At 58.6% G+C, this 18,791-nt stretch carries 16 protein-coding genes; 11 read left to right on the forward strand and 5 right to left on the reverse strand.

Going from position 1 to position 18,791, the window contains the following annotated elements:
* Positions 1-57: 57 nt before the first annotated feature.
* The 8 genes from thrC to nrdR all read left to right on the forward strand — a co-directional run bounded on the left by thrC (position 58) and on the right by nrdR (position 10,378).
* A complete protein-coding gene (thrC, locus tag MTP36_RS07725; RefSeq protein ID WP_249254367.1) occupies positions 58-1,524 on the forward strand; it encodes a threonine synthase in 1,467 nt (488 codons plus the stop codon).
* A gap of 36 nt (positions 1,525-1,560) precedes the next feature.
* Complete coding sequence (locus MTP36_RS07730) at positions 1,561-2,244, forward strand: metallophosphoesterase (protein ID WP_055184279.1); 684 nt, start codon at positions 1,561-1,563, stop codon at positions 2,242-2,244.
* 216 nt (positions 2,245-2,460) lie between these two features.
* A complete protein-coding gene (gene tig / locus MTP36_RS07735) occupies positions 2,461-3,777 on the forward strand; it encodes a trigger factor (RefSeq protein ID WP_097780382.1) in 1,317 nt (438 codons plus the stop codon).
* A 138-nt stretch (positions 3,778-3,915) separates the two neighbouring features.
* On the forward strand, positions 3,916-4,512 hold the full coding sequence (gene clpP / locus MTP36_RS07740) for an ATP-dependent Clp endopeptidase proteolytic subunit ClpP (RefSeq protein ID WP_015538544.1): 597 nt from the start codon (positions 3,916-3,918) through the stop codon (positions 4,510-4,512).
* A gap of 36 nt (positions 4,513-4,548) precedes the next feature.
* The gene (gene clpX / locus MTP36_RS07745) at positions 4,549-5,871 is read left to right on the forward strand and encodes an ATP-dependent Clp protease ATP-binding subunit ClpX (RefSeq protein WP_055184283.1); all 1,323 of its coding nucleotides are present in this window, start codon (positions 4,549-4,551) and stop codon (positions 5,869-5,871) included.
* A 226-nt stretch (positions 5,872-6,097) separates the two neighbouring features.
* On the forward strand, positions 6,098-7,378 hold the full coding sequence (locus tag MTP36_RS07750) for an aminotransferase (protein ID WP_249254368.1): 1,281 nt from the start codon (positions 6,098-6,100) through the stop codon (positions 7,376-7,378).
* A 182-nt stretch (positions 7,379-7,560) separates the two neighbouring features.
* Complete coding sequence (secF, locus tag MTP36_RS07755) at positions 7,561-9,894, forward strand: protein translocase subunit SecF (protein WP_249254369.1); 2,334 nt, start codon at positions 7,561-7,563, stop codon at positions 9,892-9,894.
* Between the two features lie 16 nt (positions 9,895-9,910).
* Positions 9,911-10,378 carry a transcriptional regulator NrdR gene (nrdR, locus tag MTP36_RS07760; protein ID WP_112120722.1) on the forward strand — a complete coding sequence of 156 codons (468 nt, stop codon included), beginning with the start codon at positions 9,911-9,913 and terminating at the stop codon, positions 10,376-10,378.
* A gap of 226 nt (positions 10,379-10,604) precedes the next feature.
* Here the strand turns inward: nrdR and MTP36_RS07765 are convergent, their stop codons facing one another.
* Together MTP36_RS07765 and MTP36_RS07770 are read right to left on the reverse strand one after the other, a co-directional pair.
* Positions 10,605-10,973, reverse strand: coding sequence for a DUF4363 family protein (locus MTP36_RS07765; RefSeq protein WP_249254370.1), 369 nt, complete (start codon positions 10,971-10,973; stop codon positions 10,605-10,607).
* Complete coding sequence (locus MTP36_RS07770; protein ID WP_249254371.1) at positions 10,970-11,662, reverse strand: DUF421 domain-containing protein; 693 nt, start codon at positions 11,660-11,662, stop codon at positions 10,970-10,972. Before MTP36_RS07770 ends, MTP36_RS07765 begins: the two co-directional genes overlap by 4 nt.
* Between MTP36_RS07770 and MTP36_RS07775 the strand changes: the two genes are divergently transcribed.
* The 3 genes from MTP36_RS07775 to MTP36_RS07785 are packed head-to-tail and all read left to right on the forward strand — an operon-like array spanning position 11,661 to position 14,946.
* Positions 11,661-13,205, forward strand: coding sequence for a spore germination protein (locus tag MTP36_RS07775; protein WP_249254372.1), 1,545 nt, complete (start codon positions 11,661-11,663; stop codon positions 13,203-13,205). The genes MTP36_RS07770 and MTP36_RS07775 overlap by 2 nt on opposite strands.
* A complete protein-coding gene (locus MTP36_RS07780) occupies positions 13,202-13,990 on the forward strand; it encodes a hypothetical protein (protein WP_249254373.1) in 789 nt (262 codons plus the stop codon). Before MTP36_RS07775 ends, MTP36_RS07780 begins: the two co-directional genes overlap by 4 nt.
* Positions 13,987-14,946: a hypothetical protein gene (locus tag MTP36_RS07785; RefSeq protein WP_249254374.1), complete on the forward strand. Its 960-nt coding sequence runs from the start codon at positions 13,987-13,989 to the stop codon at positions 14,944-14,946. The genes MTP36_RS07780 and MTP36_RS07785 overlap by 4 nt, the downstream gene beginning before the upstream one ends.
* Here the strand turns inward: MTP36_RS07785 and MTP36_RS07790 are convergent.
* Genes MTP36_RS07790 through MTP36_RS07800 form a run of 3 tightly spaced genes read right to left on the reverse strand, consistent with a single transcriptional unit; the run spans position 14,943 to position 18,760 of the window.
* The gene (locus MTP36_RS07790; protein WP_249254375.1) at positions 14,943-16,292 is read right to left on the reverse strand and encodes a sensor histidine kinase; all 1,350 of its coding nucleotides are present in this window, start codon (positions 16,290-16,292) and stop codon (positions 14,943-14,945) included. The two genes, MTP36_RS07785 and MTP36_RS07790, sit on opposite strands and share 4 nt — an antisense overlap.
* Positions 16,289-16,975, reverse strand: a complete 687-nt coding sequence (locus tag MTP36_RS07795) for a response regulator transcription factor (protein ID WP_249254376.1) — start codon at positions 16,973-16,975, stop codon at positions 16,289-16,291. The genes MTP36_RS07790 and MTP36_RS07795 overlap by 4 nt, the downstream gene beginning before the upstream one ends.
* Positions 16,976-16,978: 3 nt before the next feature.
* A complete protein-coding gene (locus tag MTP36_RS07800; RefSeq protein WP_249254377.1) occupies positions 16,979-18,760 on the reverse strand; it encodes a Na/Pi cotransporter family protein in 1,782 nt (593 codons plus the stop codon).
* Between the last annotated feature and the right edge of the window lie 31 nt (positions 18,761-18,791).

An 18,791-nucleotide genomic window follows, 5' to 3' on the forward strand; every position in this document is an offset into this window, starting at 1 on the left:
ATGGTTTTGCCGTACAACCGGGAACGTGCCCGGCACGTTCCGTGGCGAAAAGGAGCGATGACCATGCAGTTTTTCAGTACCAGAGATCAGAACCGCAAAGTAACTTCTTCTCAGGCAATTGCACAGGGGCTGTCCGATGAGGGCGGTCTGTTTGTGCCGGCAAGTTTTCCGCAGGTGGATGTAAAAGCCCTGTGCGGGCTGGACTACCCCGCGCTGGCAGCCGCCGTTGTGCGGGAGTACCTGACCGATTACGACCCCGCTTTCCTGACCGAGGCCACCCGCAGCACCTACGGGGCTGCTTTTGGCGGCAAGGCAGGCTATCTTGCCCCGGTGGAAGGGAACACCTATGCTCTGGAGCTGTGGCACGGCCCGACCTGTGCCTTTAAGGATTACGCCCTGCAGCTGATGCCCAAGCTGCTGGTGGAGGCCAAAAAGAACCTGGGCCGCACTGAAAAGACTCTGATCCTTGTGGCCACCAGCGGCGATACCGGCAAGGCTGCGCTGGACGGCTACCGTGATATCCCCGGTGTGGAGATCGCTGTGTTCTACCCCACCGGCGGCACCAGCGAGATCCAGCGTTTGCAGATGGCAACGCAGGAGGGCGCTAATGTTGCTGTTTACGCCGTGCGCGGCAACTTTGACGATGCCCAGACCGGCGTAAAGAAGGTGTTCGGCGATAAGGCCATCGCTGCCGAACTGGAAAAGCGCAACATCCGCCTTTCCAGCGCCAACTCCATCAACTGGGGCCGTCTTGTGCCGCAGATCGTCTACTATTTTGCCGCCTACGCCCAGCTGCTCAAGGCCGGCAAGATCACCTTTGGCGACGAGGTGGACTTCTGTGTGCCCACCGGCAACTTTGGCGATATCCTCGCCGGTTATTACGCAAAGCAGATGGGTCTGCCCGTGGGCAAGCTGGTCTGCGCCTCCAACGAGAACAACGTGCTGACCGACTTCCTCACCACCGGTACTTACACCGCAAAGCGGGAGTTCTTCAAGACCACCTCGCCCAGCATGGACATTCTGGTGTCCTCCAATCTGGAGCGCCTGCTGTACCATGTGACCGGCAGCGATGCCGAGGTGGCGGGCTTTATGCAGCAGCTGGCTGCCACCGGCAGTTACACCGTCCGTCCCGAGACGCTGGCAGCTATTCAGGAGACCTTCTCCTGCGGCTGGAGCAGCGAGGCCGAGGTGGCAGGGGAGATCCGTTCCCGCTACGAAAAGGACGGCTACCTGTGTGATACCCACACCGCCGTGGCCTTCCATGTGGCTGCACAGAAAAAGCGGCAGGGCGTGCCCATGGTGGTGCTTTCCACCGCATCGCCCTTCAAGTTCCCCCGCAGCGTGCTGAGTGCACTGGGCAAAACTGCCCCGGAAAACGATTTTGAAGCCATGCAGCAGCTGGAGGCTGCCACCGGCCACGCCGCACCGGCAAGCCTTGCCGCCCTGCGCAGCAAGCCGGAGCGCTTTGATACCGTCATTGCCCCGGCACAGATCGCCGAGGTGGCGCTGGGCTATCAGGCATAAGCTTCTGCGGACAGACAGAACAGGAGTAAACAGACTATGGCACTTTTTGTGCTTGGCGACCCCCATCTTTCTCTGGGCGCATCCAAGCCGATGGATATCTTTCCCGGCTGGAACGATTATGTGGACAGGCTGGAGAAAAACTGGCGCAAGCTCATCACCCCGCAGGACACCATCGTGCTGGCGGGGGATATCAGCTGGGCTATGCGCCTGACCGATACCCGCAAGGACTTTGCCTTTTTGCAGCAGCTGCCCGGGCAGAAGATCATCATGAAGGGCAACCACGATTACTGGTGGTCCACCGCCAACAAGATGAATGCCTACCTCAAGGCGGAGGGCTTCGATACCCTGCATATTCTGCACAACAATTCTTACAGCGTGGAAGGGTACGCCATCTGCGGCACCCGCGGCTGGCTGTTCGATGTGGGTGAGCCCCACGACGAAAAGGTGATGAACCGCGAGATCGGACGCCTGCGCATGAGCTTGCAGGCTGCGGAGCCCGGGCTGGAAAAGCTGGTGTTCCTGCACTATCCACCGGTCTACACTGGTACCAGCGCCCCGGAGATCGTAGCCACCCTGAAGGAGTACGGCATCAAGACCTGCTTCTACGGGCATCTGCACGGCAATGCCATCCGGTTTGCCGTACAGGGCGAGGTGGACGGCATCCGGTACAAGCTGGTAAGTGCCGACGGCCTGCGTTTTTGCCCCTACCGCATCAATTAACGGCGGTATAAAAGGGCAAAAACGACAAAATTTAAAAATTTGGTATGGCAATTGTGTCCAGAGCGTGCTATAATAAGTTTTGACGCGATTGTTGCACCCAATTGAGCGCGCGCGTCCCCGCATTCCGTGTGCATACAGCAAGGACGTGGTGCGCGGTTGCCCTGGGCAAAAACTTCCTGCCCTGAGCAATAGAATATTTGAGTGGAGGATAAACAAATGAATCTCATCAAGTGTGAAAAGCTCGAGAAGAGCATGGCAGAACTGCAGTTCTCCATCGATGCAGAGGCCTTCAAGAAGGCTGTTGCCGATGTTTTCAAAAAAGAGGGCAAGAAGTACCCTGTGCAGGGCTTCCGCAAGGGCAAGGCTCCCAAGGCTCTGATCGAGAAGATGTACGGCGCAGACGTCTTTACCTACGACGCTATCAACGAGCTGTTCCCGGAGGCTTTCGAGGCTGCCGCTAAGGAAGCTGGCGTGGAGCCCGTGGGCCGTCCTGAGGTCACCGTGGATTCTGCCAGCGAGGCAGAGGGCGCTACCCTGACCGTGAAGGTCGCCGTGAAGCCCGAAGTCAAGGTTGGCAGCTACAACGGTCTGACCGTGGAAAAGACTGTCCATACTGTTACCGACGAGGCTGTGGACGCTGAGCTGAAGCGTGTGCAGGAGCGCAACGCCCGTGAGCTGACCCGTGAGGGCGCTGCTCAGAATGGCGATATCGCTGATATCGACTTCGAGGGCTTTGTGGACGGCGTCGCATTCGAGGGCGGCAAGGCTGAGCACTACAACCTGACTCTGGGCAGCGGCAGCTTCATCCCCGGCTTTGAGGAGCAGGTCGTTGGCCACTCCGCCGGCGAGGAGTTCGACGTGAACGTCACCTTCCCCACCGAGTATCAGGCTGCTGAGCTGGCTGGCAAGGCTGCTGTCTTCAAGATCAAGCTGCATGAGGTCAAGTACAAGGAGCTGCCTGCTCTGGATGACGAGCTGGCAAAGGACTGCTCCGAGTACGACACTCTGGACGAGTTCAAGGCTTCCATCCGCAAGAACAATCAGGAGCAGCTGGACAAGCAGGACGATCTGGCTGTCGAGAATGCTCTGGTCGATCAGGTCATCGAAAGCATGGAAGGCGAGATCCCTCAGGCTATGTACGATGTCCGCATGGACGAGATGGTCAACGACTTTGCTTTCCGTGTGGAGCAGCAGGGTCTGCGTCTGGAGGACTACCTGAAGTATATGGGTCAGTCCATGGAGCAGTTCCGTGCCGCTTTCATGCCGCAGGCTGAGAAGCAGGTCAAGATCGGTCTGGCTTTGGAGGCTGTTGCTGCTGCTGAGCACATCGAGGCTTCCGAGGACGAGATCAATGCCGAGATCAAGCGCATTGCTGACCAGTACAAGATGGAAGAGGACAAGGTTCGTGAGCTGATCAACCTCGAGGATCTGAAGCAGGATCTGGCTCGCACCAAGGCCATCGACTTCATCAAGAGCCACGCTAACATCGTGGAGAAGCCCGCAGAGGCTGAGAAGGCTGCTGACGCTGAGTAATCAGTGCCGGGCCCTGTAAAGCGCCGCAGGCGTTTTATCAAAGGTTGTTAAAATTGACCGGTACGGCTGAACTTTACAGGGAACCCGTATCGGTCAATTTTGCCAATAAACTTAAACCATTTTCAGGAGGCGAACTTTATGAGTTTTGTTCCTTACGTTGTCGAGCAGTCGGCGCACGGAGAGCGTTCCTACGATATTTTCTCTCGTCTGCTGAACGATCGCATCATCGTGCTGAGCGAGGATGTCAACGATACCACCGCAAGCCTTGTGGTGGCGCAGCTGCTGTATCTGGAAGGGCAGGACCCGGATAAGGACATCAGCCTGTATATCAACAGCCCCGGCGGCTCCATCAGTGCCGGTATGGCCATCCACGACACCATGCAGTATATCAAGTGCGATGTTTCCACCATCTGCATGGGCATGGCTGCCTCTATGGGCGCATTTCTGCTGGCAAGCGGCACCAAGGGCAAGCGCTTTGCGCTGCCCAACGCCGAGATCATGATCCACCAGCCGCTGATCGGCGGTCAGGGCGGCGGCCTTTCCGGCCAGACCACGGATATCAAGATCCATGCCGAGCACATGGTCTATATCCGCGATAAGATGAACCGGATGCTCAGCGAGTACACCGGCCAGCCGCTGGAAAAGATCCAGCAGGACACCGAGCGCGACAACTACCTTACCGCGCAGCAGGCAAAGGAATACGGCCTGATCGATGAGGTCATCGCCCACCGGTAAACCGCTACAATCTATCCAGGATAAGGAAAAACAGCTATGGCAAATAACAATTCCGGCAAAAACGAAAAGGATCTGGTTTGCAGCTTTTGCGGCAAGCATCAGGACGAAGTGGAGCGCATGATCATTGGCCCCGGGGTCAATATCTGCAGCGAGTGCATCGGTCTGTGCCACGATCTGCTCTCTGACAAGCCGGATCAGCCCAAAAGCGCCCGTCCGGCTCGCGGCAGCGCAAGCCGCGCCCATGTCCAGCCCGCTGCCGCAGATCTGGATATCAACATCATGACCCCGGCCGAGATCAAGGAAGGTCTGGATCAGTATGTCATCGGTCAGGACGAGGCAAAGCGTGTGCTGTCCGTTTCGGTCTACAACCACTATAAGCGCATCCTCAGCGGCAAGGGCGGCGACGTGGAGCTGCAAAAGTCCAACGTGCTGCTGCTGGGTCCCTCCGGCGTGGGCAAGACCCTGCTGGCGCAGACACTGGCCAAGATGCTGGGGGTGCCCTTCGCCATTGCGGATGCCACCACCCTTACCGAGGCCGGTTATGTGGGTGAGGACGTGGAAAACATTCTGCTCAAGCTGATCCAGGCGGCAGATTTTGATGTGCAGAAGGCACAGATCGGCATCATCTACATTGATGAGATCGACAAGATCACCCGCAAGAGCGAAAACCCCTCCATCACCCGCGATGTGGGCGGCGAGGGCGTACAGCAGGCACTGCTGAAGATCTTGGAGGGCACTGTCAGCAACGTGCCGCCGCAGGGCGGCCGCAAGCACCCGCAGCAGGAGTTCATCCAGATCGACACCACCAACATCCTGTTCATCTGCGGCGGTGCCTTTGATGGTCTGGACAAGTATATCCTGCGCCGCACCGATAAGTCCGCGCTGGGCTTCGGCAGCGCGCTGAAGGATAACTCCACCGAGGCGGAGCGTGCATTGCTGCGTAAGGTAGAGCCACACGATCTGGTCAAGTTCGGTTTGATCCCGGAGCTGATCGGCCGTCTGCCGGTCATCACCGTGCTGGATGATCTGGACGAGGATGCACTGGTGCGCGTGCTCAAGGAGCCCCGCAACAGTCTGGTCAAGCAGTATAAGGAGCTGCTGGGCATGGATAACGTGGAGCTTACCTTCACGGACGAAGCCCTGCACGCCATTGCCCGCAAGACCATCGAGCGCAAGACCGGTGCCCGCGGTCTGCGCAGCGTGATGGAAAGCATCCTGCTGCCTATCATGTACGAGGTGCCCAGCGATGCCACCATCATCCGCGTGACTGTGGATGAGGACACCGTGGAGGGCGGCGAAGCACATCTGGAATACGGCGCTGTGCGCAAACGCTATAAAAATCAGGCCGCTCTCAGCTGACGGCATCGCCGCACAGCAGGGGAGTGTACCCGCTTGCAAGGCCCTGTTTCAAAAGCTTTTTGCTTTTGACAGGGCTTTTTGCTTTCAAATTCTTGTTTCTGACAGGAAAATGTACTATAATAGTAAAGTATGGATCGTGCGGCGTGTGTTCTCTGGCAGGGGCATACCGCAAAAGACGAGCCATAGAATCGGGTAATAGGAAGTACTATAAAGGAGTGTGTTTTCAATGGCAAATTATCACGAGATGGATCGCGCTGCGCTGACCGCTGAAAAGGCAGCGCTGGAACAGGCTTATAAAGAGTTTCAGGCAAAGGGTCTGAAGCTGAACATGGCACGCGGTAAGCCCGGCCCCCACCAGATGGATCTGGCAATGGACCTGCTGAAGATGACCGACTACACCACGGATGCAGGCACCGATGCCCGCAACTACGGCGAGCTGGAGGGTCTGAGCGAGGCACGCGCCCTGTTTGCAGATGTGTTCGGCGTAAAGCCCAACGAGGTATTCGTGGGCGGCAACTCCAGCCTGCAGCTGATGTACAACCTCATCAACATCGGCTATGTGTTCGGCTTCCCGGAGTCTCCCTGCCCCTGGTCTCAGGTGGAGAAGCGCAAGTTCCTCTGCCCGGTGCCCGGCTATGACCGTCACTTTGCTATTACCGAGGAGTTCGGCTTTGAGCTCATCAGCGTGCCCATGACCCCTAACGGCCCCGATATGGACGTTGTGGAAAAGCTGGTGGCTGAGGACGATACCATCAAGGGTATCTGGTGCGTGCCGCAGTACTCCAACCCCGATGGCTACACCTACAGCGATGAGACCATCGAGCGCTTTGCCAAGATGAAGACCGCCGCCCCGGATTTCAAGATCTTCTGGGATGAGGCCTACATCGTCCACCACCTGACCGAGGAGATCATCGAGACCCCCGTTCTGCTGAATGTGAGCAAGAAGTACGGCACGCAGGATCGCGTGTTTATGTTCACTTCCACCAGCAAAATCACCTTCCCGGGTGCCGGTGTTTCTGCCATTGCATGCAGCGACAACAGCATGAAGTATATGTGCAAGCGCTTTTCAGTGATGATCATCAGCTACGATAAGATGAACCAGCTGCGCCATGTCCGCTTCCTGAAGAACAAGGAGGGCGTTCTGGCACACATGGCAAAGCACCGCCGCCGTCTGGTGCCCTGCTTCGATGCCGTCAAGACCGCCTTTGCCGCCAACCTCACCCCCTGCGGCGATATTGCCCACTGGACCAACCCCAAGGGCGGCTACTTCATCAGCCTGTATGTCATGCCCGGCTGCGCCAAGCGCGTGGCAGAACTGTGTAAGGATGCAGGTCTGGTGCTGACCGGTGCAGGCTCTGCTTATCCGTACCACAAGGACCCGCAGGATTCTCATCTGCGCATTGCCCCCACTTACCCCAGTCTGGACGAGGTGGAGACCGCTTCCGAGCTGCTGTGCGTCTGCGTGCGTCTGGCCGTTGTGGAAAAGCTGCTGGCTGATATGGCCTAAGGCTTGAAATAATTTGTATATTCTCCTCTGCGGGGCTCTTTGCAGGGCTGGCAGGGGAGTTTTATCACAGAAAGGTCGGCACGACGGCTGCTCTGTGAGGAGAGGAACCGTCGGCAAAACTTGCGGTTCACAACAAAAACGGCTGCGGCTGCACAGCCGCCGCTTTTGGAGGTTCCCGACTTATGAAAACAAAAGGCAAAGCATGGCAGCTGGTCGTTACCGCGCTGCTGATCGTTGTGTTTGTCTACACCGCCTTTTTTGGCGTGGCTGCAAAATACGGCGATGTGACCACCACCTATATCAAGGGTGCAAAGGATATCCGCTTTGGTGTGGATATCAAGGGCGGCGTCAACGTCACCTTTGTGCCCTCGGATGGCTACGATGCAACGGACGAGCAGCTGGATGCCGCCCGTCTGGTCATCGAGAACCGTCTGGTCGCGTTGAACGTGACCGACTACGAGCTATATGTGGACAACAACTCCGACAGCCTGATTCTGGAATTCCCGTGGCAGTCCGGCGAGACGGATTTTGACCCCGAGTCTGCCATTCAGGAGATCGGCACCACTGCCTACCTGACCTTCCGTGAGGGAGCCAGCAAGGACGGCGAGCTGATTTTGGACGGCTCCATGGTCGAAAGCGCCTCGGCGCAGTACGGCGCTGTGAGCAACGGCGGCAGCTCTGAGTATTACGTTGCCCTTAAGTTCACCACCGAGGGTGCCAAGGCCTTTGGCGATGCTACCACCAAACTGGCCGCCGATAAGGGCAGCATCAGCATCTGGCTGGACGACGAGAACGTGAGCACCGCCACCGTCAACACCGCCATTACCGATGGACAGGCTATCATCACCAGCTCGGCGTCCAATCCCTTTACGCAGGATGCCGTGGTCAAGATGGCACGCCAGATCAACTCCGGTGCACTGCCCTTTGCTTTGAGCGTGGACAGCTACTCCACCGTAAGCCCCAGTCTGGGCGAAAACAGCCTTGGCGCCATGGTGCTGGCCGGCCTGATCGCTTTTGCCCTCATCGTGGTGTTCATGACGGTGCTGTACCGTCTGCCGGGCTTTCTGGCCTGCATCGCGCTGGCCGGTCAGGTGGCGGCTACGCTGGCCTTTGTATCCGGCTATTTCCCGGTGTTTGAAAGCTTTACCCTGACCTTGCCCGGTATTGCAGGTATCATTCTGGCTATCGGTATGGGTGTGGATGCCAACGTTATCACCGCCGAGCGCATCAAGGAGGAGCTGAAAAACGGCAAATCTCTGGACGGCGCGCTGAAGAGCGGCTTTGCCCGCGGCCTGACCCCTATCATTGACGGCAACGTGACCATCGTCATCGTGGCCATTGTGCTCATGGGTGCCTTCGGCCCCTCGGATGGCCTGTTTGCCAAGGCACTGCACTTTGTGTTCTTCGCCTTCGGACCCTCTACCGCAGGCACCATCTACGCCTTCGGCTATACGCTGCTTACCGGCGTGCTGCTGAACTTCGTGTTTGGCGTATTCGCTACCCGTGTCATGATCCGCGGCGCAGCTGCCATCAAGGCACTGCGCAATCCGTGGCTGTACGGTGCTGCAAAGCCCGGGCAGGAGAAGGCAGAAAAGAAGCCGGTGGATTTCGTATCCCTGCGCAAAAAGTTCCTGACCTTCTCCGCCTGCCTGATGGCAGTCATCCTGCTGTGCGCCGCAGTGTTCGGTGTGCATCTGGATACCGAGTTCACCGGCGGTGCTATGGTTACCCTGTCCTACGAGGGCAGCTTTGACCAAGCCGCTGTGCAAAAGACCGCTGCTGCTGCGCTGGAAAACACCGGTCTGACCCTGCAGACCGGCGAGAACGTAGCCACCGGCGACCAGACTTTAAAGATCTCCATGCCCGGCACCGAGACTGTGACCACCGAGCAGGTGGAGAACCTGCTGGATTCCTTGAATGAGAACTACCCGGATAACCAGTTTGCCCAGCTGTCCCTGAGCAATGTCAGCGCAGCCATGGGCACCAAGTTCCTGCAGAAGAGTCTGGTAGCTGTGGTGTTTGCACTGGTGCTCATTCTGTTGTATATCGCCCTGCGCTTCAAGAACATCGGCGGTCTGACCGGCGGTATGATGGCAGTGCTGGCGCTGGTCAACGACCTGATGGTGGTGTTTGGCACCTTTGTGCTGCTGCGCACCGCACTGGACGGCAACTTTATCGCCGCCATGCTCACCATCCTCGGCTACTCCATTAACGATACCGTTGTGGTGTACGACCGTATCCGTGAGAACCGCGCTCTTATGGGCAAAAAGGGCAGCTTTGAGGAGCTGGTCAACCAGTCGGTCAACCAGTCTGCCCGCCGTACCCTGATCACCACCATCACCACCGTGATGGCACTGGGTGTGATGTGCATCGTGGCAAAGCTCTATGGTCTGGACAGCATCTTTACCTTTGCATTCCCCCTGATGATGGGTATGATCAGCGGTGTGTACACCTCTCTGTGCGTTTCCACCTCGGCATGGGTGCTGTGGAGCGAGCGCAGCAAAAAGAAAAACTGAGGCGGAGGAACAAACGATGAAGTGCCCTTATTGCGGTGCGGAGGAATCCAAGGTGATCGACTCCCGCCCGACTGAAGATAACGAGCGCATCCGCCGCCGCCGCGAGTGCCTGAACTGCCACATGCGTTTTACCACCTACGAGGTGGTGGAAACAGTGCCGCTGGTGGTCATCAAAAAGGATAACTCCCGCGAACCCTTTGACCGGCAGAAGCTGTTCAACGCCATGCTGCGCGCCTGTGCCAAGCGTCCTGTCAGCTACGAAACGCTGGAACGTGCTGTCAGCAGCATCGAGCAGTCCCTGTTCAGTTCCTACGACCGCGAGATCCCCAGCGTGCGCATCGGCGAGCTGACCATGGAGGAACTGAAAAAGATCGACGAGGTGGCCTATATCCGCTTTGCCTCGGTCTACCGCCAGTTTGCGGACGTGGAAAGCTTCCTTGACGAACTGAAAAAGCTTGTGGGCGACCGCAAGGAAAACCAGTAAACTATAATTTAAGACCGAGAGATGCTTTTGGGTGTCTCTCGGTCTGTTTTTGTTGTGAAAAAATTGCTTGTCGCGGCCCGTAGGACGCGACAAGCGTAAAAAATAAATATAGTCTTTCCGCTGATAATATCCAGAGCGTAAGCGGAGAATATTCAAAATGGTTATCTCCCCCCCCCAAAAAAAAGACACTGCACGAAACACTGTGCAGTGTCCTTTTTTGTTCATCTTAAACCAGCCGTCGGGCAAGCCACTCCAGCCGCTCCACCTCTACCTGTGCGCGGCGCAGCTCGCCCAGCGCCTCCTCGGTGGCTTGCTGCTCAAGGTATCCGTCTGCCGCCCGCAGCGCGGCTTCCAGTTCCGTGTAGTCGGCCGTGCGCAGCAGATGGCTCATAGTTTCCCGCATGGTGTCGCACAGCTCTGCACCCTCGGCAAGTGCCTGCCGCGCGGTGGCAAAGTCCTTCTGCCGTACAGCCTCAAGAGCACAGTCCAAGTCAGCTGAGATGTCCTGTGCAAAGCCCTGCACCCGTCCGCTGCTGTAAAGAGATATCCCCAGCAGCGCCGCCACGATCAGGATACACGCATAGATCCGCTTCATCGTTTTCCTCCCGGCTGACGGCCTTCCTTTTTCAGCAGAAAATAGTCCTCGGTCTCGTTGCCGATAAGCAGTAAAATCTCCTGTGGCAGCACCGTGTTTGCCGTGGCGGTGCGTTCCAGCCACGCACGGTCCTTGCCGCACCAGTGCAGATTATCCTCCAGCACCTGTCCGTCCAGCACAAAGGGAATGGTGGCCTGTGTCTGCTGTACTTTCAACTGTAAATCGGAGAGGGTGGCTGCTTCCTGCTCCGGGCGCAGCGCCGCCGACAGCGTGCCGTTTGTTTCAATGACAGCGTAGGATACCCTGCGCGGGTCAAAGATATCCTTGCCGCGCAGCGCCTCCATCAGGTCTGCGGTGGTCAGCCGCAGCATCCGCAAAGCGTTTTGATCGATCTTTCCGTCCAGAATCACCGTTTTGGGACGCCCGGAGAGAAAATTGAAGAACTTCTGGCTGCGGAAGCTCACCACTGAACCCAGCAGCTCCAGCGCCGCAATAAGAAATAGCGGGATCAGACTGGCAGTGATGGGCACATCTTCTGATTCAATGGAGATGGATGCCAGATTGGAGATCAGGATGGTGGATACCAGCTCCTCCGGCTGCAATTCTCCCAGCTGGCGCTTGCCCATCAGCCGCATGGCAAACAAAACGCAGAGATACAAAATAATAGTGCGGCAAAGCAGCAGTTTCATGCACAAACCCTCCCGGTGCGGTGTGCGCGCGTATTCCGTTGCGGCAAAGCGGGTATACTGCACACACAAAGGAGTGATGGATGTGCAGCAGCTTTCGCAAAGCCTTGCGGAAAACCTGTCCGCGCTTGATGCTAGGTTTGGCAAATCGGCAGATTATTATGCGAAGAAGATCGTTTTGTACGGCTGCCCGGGGTGCATCGTAATGTTTGACGGCATGGCAAGCTTGGATTCGCTCTGGGAGCTGTTGCTGGACGCCGCCGGGCGGCAGTCTGCTTCTGTCCGCCTTACCGGTGCACAGGCCTATGCGCATATCCTGCACGGCTCGGCGTTTCCGGCCGAGAGCACTCCGGTGCAGGATATGCCGCAGCTCGTAGCGCGGCTGACGGCGGGCATGGCGGTGCTGCTTTTAGAGGGCTGCAGCAGCGGTATCGTTTTTTCGGTACAGGGGCTCAAGTTCCGCTCCGTAGAAGAACCATCCGCCGAGGGCAACCTGCGCGGCAGCAGGGAAGGCTTTACCGACCTTCTGCGGGTGAACCTGAGCCTTCTGCGCCGCCTTGTCCGTACCGATACCCTTATGCAGGAGGCTGCACAGGCGCACACTTGCTGCAATACCGAGTACGCTCTTTGCTACTGCAAGGACCGTGCCGACCCCGCCATGGTGCGCCGGGTGCGCGCCATTTTGCAAAGCGCACGGCCGGAGCTGCTGCTGGATTCCAGCTATTTTGTACCGTGGCTGCTGCCCGGCAAGGCGCGGCTGTTCACCCCGGTGCACTACACCGAGCGCCCGGCGGTCGCTGCCGCAAAGCTCTGCGAGGGCAAGCTGGTAATTTTGGTCAACGGCAGCCCCTCAGCACTGGTGCTGCCCGCGCTGTTCAGCGAGCAGTTCGAATGTCTGGACGACTATGCCTCTACAGCTGCCTTTTCCTCTTTTCTGCGGGTGCTGAAGTACGTTTCCTTTTATCTTACGGTGTTTTTGCCGGGGGTGTTTGTGTGCGTGGCGGTGTATCTGCCGGAGCTGCTGCCCCCGCAGCTGCTGTATAAGATCGAAGCAGCCGAAAAGGCCACCCCGCTGCCCCTGTTTGCCGAGATGCTGCTGGTGATCCTGATCTTAGAGATCATCCGGGAGGCCGGGCTGCGGATGCCGCAGTCACTGGGGCACTCGGTCAGTCTGGTGTCGGCGCTCATCATTGGCGATGCCGCCATTGCCACCGGGCTCATGAGCACCCCGGTCATCTTTGTTGCAAGTATTACCGCCATTGCAGTCTTTGTCACCCCGGGCCTGTACGAGCCTGCCACCCTGCTGCGCATCGGCACGGTGCTGCTGGCGGGGCTTGCCGGACCGGTAGGGCTGGCAGCGGCGTTTTTCGGCTTTCTGCTCAGCATCGTCAGCACCGAAGCATTGGGTGTGCCGTATCTTGCGCCGCACCCCTTCCCGCAGCAGCCGTTCTCTGAGGACGGCGTTCTGCGCCGCAACTACCGACAGCTGTCCCGGCACGGGTTCAATATCTGGCAAAAACGGGAGAGGGGGAGAAAGCAGTCATGAAACAGCACACAGAACGTTTTACCCCGGCGGCGCTGACGCTCAGCGTGGTCACCACAGCACTGGCAGACGGCATCCCGCAGAGCGTCCCGGTGCGTCGGGCGCTGTGGCTGGGCGCAGTCAGCACGGTGTGCCTGTGCATTCTTTCGGCGCTGGCAGCAGCGGCGCTGCGGGATAAAGCACCCTCCTTGGCGGTACGGCTGGCACTGACAGCCGGCTTTTTTATGGGACTGGTGCACACCCTCGTGCAGGCACAAGGGCTGTGCACGGCAGAGTTTTCCTCCATGGCGCTGCTGGGCTTTCTGCCGCTGCTGCTCTGGGCGGGGTGGCGCATCCGTCCCGCAAGCTGGAATGCCTCGGCGCGGGTGCTGTGGTGGTTTGTAGCCGTGGGCGGCGTGGTCTGTCTGCTGGGGCTTGCCGGTCAACTGCACTGGTACCGGCTGTTCACCACGACACAGCCGGCCGCAGCAGGCTGTAGCGTGCCGGTCTACGCAGAATACTTTGCCGGAGCCCTTCTGTGCAGCGCCCGGTCGGCGCGCCGCACGGTCTGGTTGCCGGTATGGGGCTTTGCGGTGCAGGCGGCGGCTTTGATGGGCAGTGCTTTGCTGTTTGGCAGCGGCGCATACCCTCGGCTGGAGCTGCTGCGGGCGTGGAGCAGCGGAAGCTTTTCCCGCATGGATGCGCTGCTTTTGCTGCTGTGGCTGCTGTGTGCCGTCTACCGGGCGTCCATGCTGTGCACTGCCATCCGCTTGCTTTGGCAGCAGCCGGAAGCCGAGGTGCAGCCATGAGAAAACAGAAATCTTGCAAGCCGCTGCTGTATTTGCTGTTGACGGGGTGGTGCTTTTTGTTCCTGCGCTGCGAAAGCACCGAGAAAAGCATGGTGCGGGCGGTGTATCTGGCACAGACCGAACAGGGGTATCAGGCAGGGCTGCTCTATCAGGCACCGCAGGCCGCCGCCGATGCCGCCGATGCCTCTGCCGCATTGCAGTTTGTGCAGGCAGAGGGCCAAACGATGGAGCGGGCACTGGATGCGGCAGAGCAGGCACTGCCCCAAACCGCAAGCTATCGCCTGTGTGATTACCTGCTGCTGCCAAAAGCGGAAGAGCCATTACTAACAGAGTACGAGCAGCTGGTGCTGCGGCGCGGCTGCGGACGCACGGCGGCAAGGCTGCTTTGCGCAGAAGGAGAGATAGACCACCTTGCCACACGGGCCGCCCTGCCGGATGCTCTGATGGCACAGCTAAAGGCTGCCGCGCCCACCGCGCCCCGTCTGTATCAGCACACAGAGCCGGGGCTTCTGCCTGTTCTCCGGTGGAGCGCGGAAGAGGTGACGATACAGGAGGGCGGCGTTCTGCATACCGTGGCGGCTAATATACCCTTGTCCCCGGAGCAGGCCGAGGTTTTCCGGCTGCTTGCCGGGCAGGGTGGCACCCGGCAGCTCTGGCTGGAAGGGGAGCGCATCGGCATCCGGCGCTGCACCGTTTCGGTCACCCTGCAAAAGGGGCAGGTGCTTGTGCGGCTGGACTGCCAACGTGCCGCCCACAGCCCATTGCCCACGCAGGCGCAGCAGCAACAGCTTGCGGCGCAGTGTGCCGCGCTTTTGCAAAGCTGCTGGCAGCAGGGCGTGGATGCGCTACACCTGCAGGCCCGGGCAACGCTGCGGGATGGCAGCGGCGCAAACTTTGACCCAACAAAAAACGCCTGCCCGCAATGGCGGACAGACGTGCATTTCATGCTGTATTAAGAGGCGGTAGGAAAGGTGATCGTGATGGTGGTGCCAACGTCCACCTGACTTTCCAGCTTGATGCGGGCGTTGTGGATACGGGCAATGTGCTTGACGATGGCAAGCCCAAGCCCGGTGCCGCCGGTGGCCTTGCTGCGGCTCTTATCCACCCGGTAAAAGCGCTCGAACACGCTGGCCTGTGCTTCCCGCGGGATGCCGATGCCGTTATCCGTTACGGTCAGGGAGCAGTGCCCGTCCCGGCTGCAGGCGGTAATGATTTGCACCTTGCCGCCCGGGCGGTTGTAGCGGATGGCATTGTCGCACAGGTTCTGGCACAGTTCATCCAGCAGCGCGCGGCTGCCAAGCACCGGGGCGCTCTCGCCCAAATAGGTCAGGGAGATATACGCACGGCGGGCGTTCAGTTTCTGGCGCTCCACGCACTCCTTGACAACCTCCAAAAGGTCTACCGTTTCCATCACCGGGGCGTCTCCGGTCTCGCTTACGGTATCCAGCTTGGAAAGCTGCAAAATATCGTTGACCAGCTGGATCATGCGGGTGGCCTCGCTGTGGATCTTACGGCCGAAATCCGGCACATCCTCCGGCTTTGCAATGCCGGTCTCGATCAGCTCTGCGTAGCCGGAAATGCTGGTCAGCGGGGTCTTGAGCTCGTGGCTGACGTTGGCGGTAAACTCCTGCCGCATCTTCTCGTTGTTCTCCCGCAGAATGCGGTCAGAATGGATGCTTTCCGCAAAAGGAATCAGTTCCCGGTAGGGCACGTTTTCCTGAATGTGATCCAGATCCTCGGTCATGTTCAGCACCGGCTGCACCAGAGCTTTGGTCAACAGGGCTGCCAGCACTGCAGCGGCCAGCATCAGCGCCACACAGCTCAGTACGATGGCAGGAATGGTGGCATCATAGATGGACCACACGGTCTCGGCGTCCTGTGCCACGCGCAGCACATCCCCGCCGGAAAGCCGGAGCGCATAATAATAGGTCTCGTAGCCCATGGTCTGGGAGTCGCGGATGTCCCGACCCTCGCCGTTTGCAATGGCATCGCGGATCTCCGGGCGGGTCAGATGGTTCTCCATGGGCTGGTCGGTGGCAGATTCAAACAGCACGCTGCCGTCCTGACTGATCAACGTCACGCGCAGATCATCGGTCACAAAGGAACTCAGCTGCGCGGGGTCTCCGGTCTGCTCGTACCCGGCGCGCACAAGGTCGGTCTCGCGCTCAAGCCCCGACCATGCCTGCGCCGTAAAGGCCTTATGGAACACAAAAATGCACAGCGCTGCGGTGAATACAAGCCCCAGAAAGCCCATCAGGAACAACCGGTAGCTGATCTTTTCTTCCATGCTGCGCAGCTTCATTCTTCTTCGGCCTCCTCATCGGTCAGCTTGTAGCCTACCTTGCGCACGGTGCAGATGTAACGCCCCGCATCGCCCAGCTTTTTTCGCAGGGTGCGGATGTGCATATCCACGGTACGGCTCTCCACCGAGATATCGGTGCCCCACACCACCTGCAAAATGGTCTCGCGGGTCACCACCAGACCGTTGTTTTCCAGTAGCAGCCGCAGCAGGCAGTATTCCTTGTAAGTCAGCTCCACAGGGGTGCTGTTCACTGTGACGCTGTGGCGGGCGTTGTTCAGCTGAATTTCATGGAACACCAGCACGTCCGGTCTTACCTCCGGGGCAGAGCGCCGCAGTGCCACACGCACCCGGCTGAGAAACTCCATAATGCCAAAGGGCTTTGCAATGTAATCATCCGCGCCGCAGTCCAGCCCGCGCACGGTGTCCAGTTCGCTGGATTTTGCAGTGACCATAATGATGGGCAGCTTGCGCAGGGAAGGGGTGTTGCGCAGCTTTTTCAGGATGGAAAAGCCGTCCTCGCCGGGCAGCATTACGTCTAAGATCACCAGCTCTGGCTCAGCGGCGCGCATGGCCTGCCAGAAGGGCTCTGCACTCTCAAAGCCCTGCACCTCGTAGCCGTTGGATTGCAGGGCGTACTGCTCCAGTTCGCGGATGGAAGCATCGTCCTCTACAATATAGATCATAACTCAGTTCTCCTCAGCAGTCTGTCCGTCCGGGAACAGATACCGCTCACGGTAGCGGCCCAGACGGCGGTGGAATTCTTCACTTTCCTTTGTGTCGTTGCCGTGGCGCAGGTCATTCAGGTAAGCGTGGGTGTCAAAGCTGTCCTGTGCCACCTCGATCTGCGCAACTGCCACGTTGCTGCAATGGTCGCACACACGCTCGTAGTTGGTCAGCAGATCGTCCAGCACAAAGCCGTACTCGATGGAGCAGCTGCCGGCCTGCAGGCGGGCAACGTGCCGCGCCTTGATGGCACGCACCAGCTCGTTGACCACGGCCTCCAACGGCTCAACCTTAGAAGCAAGGTGCAGATCGCTCTTGCGGAAGGCATCGGTGGTGCGGCTCAGGGTATCCTGCACCGCATCCTCCAGCACCTGCAGCTCCTCCTGTGCATCCTTGGAGAAGTGGATTTCCTTCTGGTGCATCTCCTCGGCAGATTCCAGCAGGTTAACGGAATGGTCGCTGATACGCTCAAAATCACTGATAGTGTGCAGCAGGGTGTTCACGCTCTGGCTGTCGGTATGGTTCAGCTCCCGGCCGGACAGCTTGACCAGATAAGTGCCCAGTGCGTCCTCGTACCGATCCACCCGGCACTCCTCATCCCGCACCTTCTGGGCAAGTTCATCGTTCCATTCGTGGGTCAGGCTCATGGCCTGCACCACGCCCACCCGGGCAAGCTCGGCCATTTCGGCAGTAGCGGCGCGGGCACGCTCCACAGCCACGGCGGGGGTGTTCAGCAGACGGTCATCCAGCAGAGCAAACTCCTCTTTTTCCGGGGAATCGGGAATGGTCAGGATGGCCAGCTTTTCCAGTCCGGTGGCAAAAGGCAGCAGAATGACGGTAGCCAGAATGTTGAATACCGAGTGCACGATTGCAATGCCCCAGGCCTCGATGGTGGTATTCACAAAGGCAAAGTGGCAGACGGCGTTGAGCCCATAGAATCCGAACAGGAAGATGCTTACACCGATGATGTTGAAGTACAGGTGCACCATAGCGGCCCGGCGGGCGTTCTTATTCGCACCCACCGAGGACAGCAGTGCGGTCACACAGGTACCGATGTTCTGCCCCATGATGATGGGGATGGCACTGCCATAGGTGATGACACCGGTGGCGCTCAGTGCCTGCAGGATGCCCACGCTGGCGCTGGAGCTCTGGATGATGCCGGTGACCAGTGCGCCCACCAGAACGCCCAGCAGGGGGTTGGAGAAGCGGGTGAACAGACTGGTGAACCATGCCTCGTTTTGCAGCGGCAGCACCGCGTTGGACATGGTGGTCATGCCGGTCATCAGCACGGCAAAGCCGATAAGGATAGTGCCCACGCCTTTTTTCTTCTCACTCTTACACATATACAGCAAAATGCCGATAAATGCAAGCACCGGGCTGAAAGAAGTGGGCTTGAGCAGCTGGATGAACAGGCTGTCGCCCTGCAAACCGGAAAGACTCAAGATCCAGCTGGTCACGGTAGTGCCTACGTTGCTGCCCATGATCACGCCAATGGCCTGATGCAGCTCCATGATGCCACTGTTGACAAAACCCACCACCATAACGGTGGTAGCGCTGGAACTCTGGATGACGGCAGTCACACACAGACCCAGAAAAAAGCCCTTGAGGGGGTTATCGGTCAGTTTGCTGAGAATTTTTTGCAGCTGGCCGCCGGCCTGCTTTTCCAGTGCCTTGCCCATGATGTCCATACCGAACAAAAACAGGGCCAGACCTCCCAGCAGCGAAAAGACATTAAAAATGGTCATAAGTGTTTTCCTCACTTTATCTTGACGTGTT

Source organism: Faecalibacterium sp. I4-1-79, assembly GCF_023347235.1.
Lineage (GTDB): Bacteria > Bacillota > Clostridia > Oscillospirales > Ruminococcaceae > Faecalibacterium > Faecalibacterium tardum.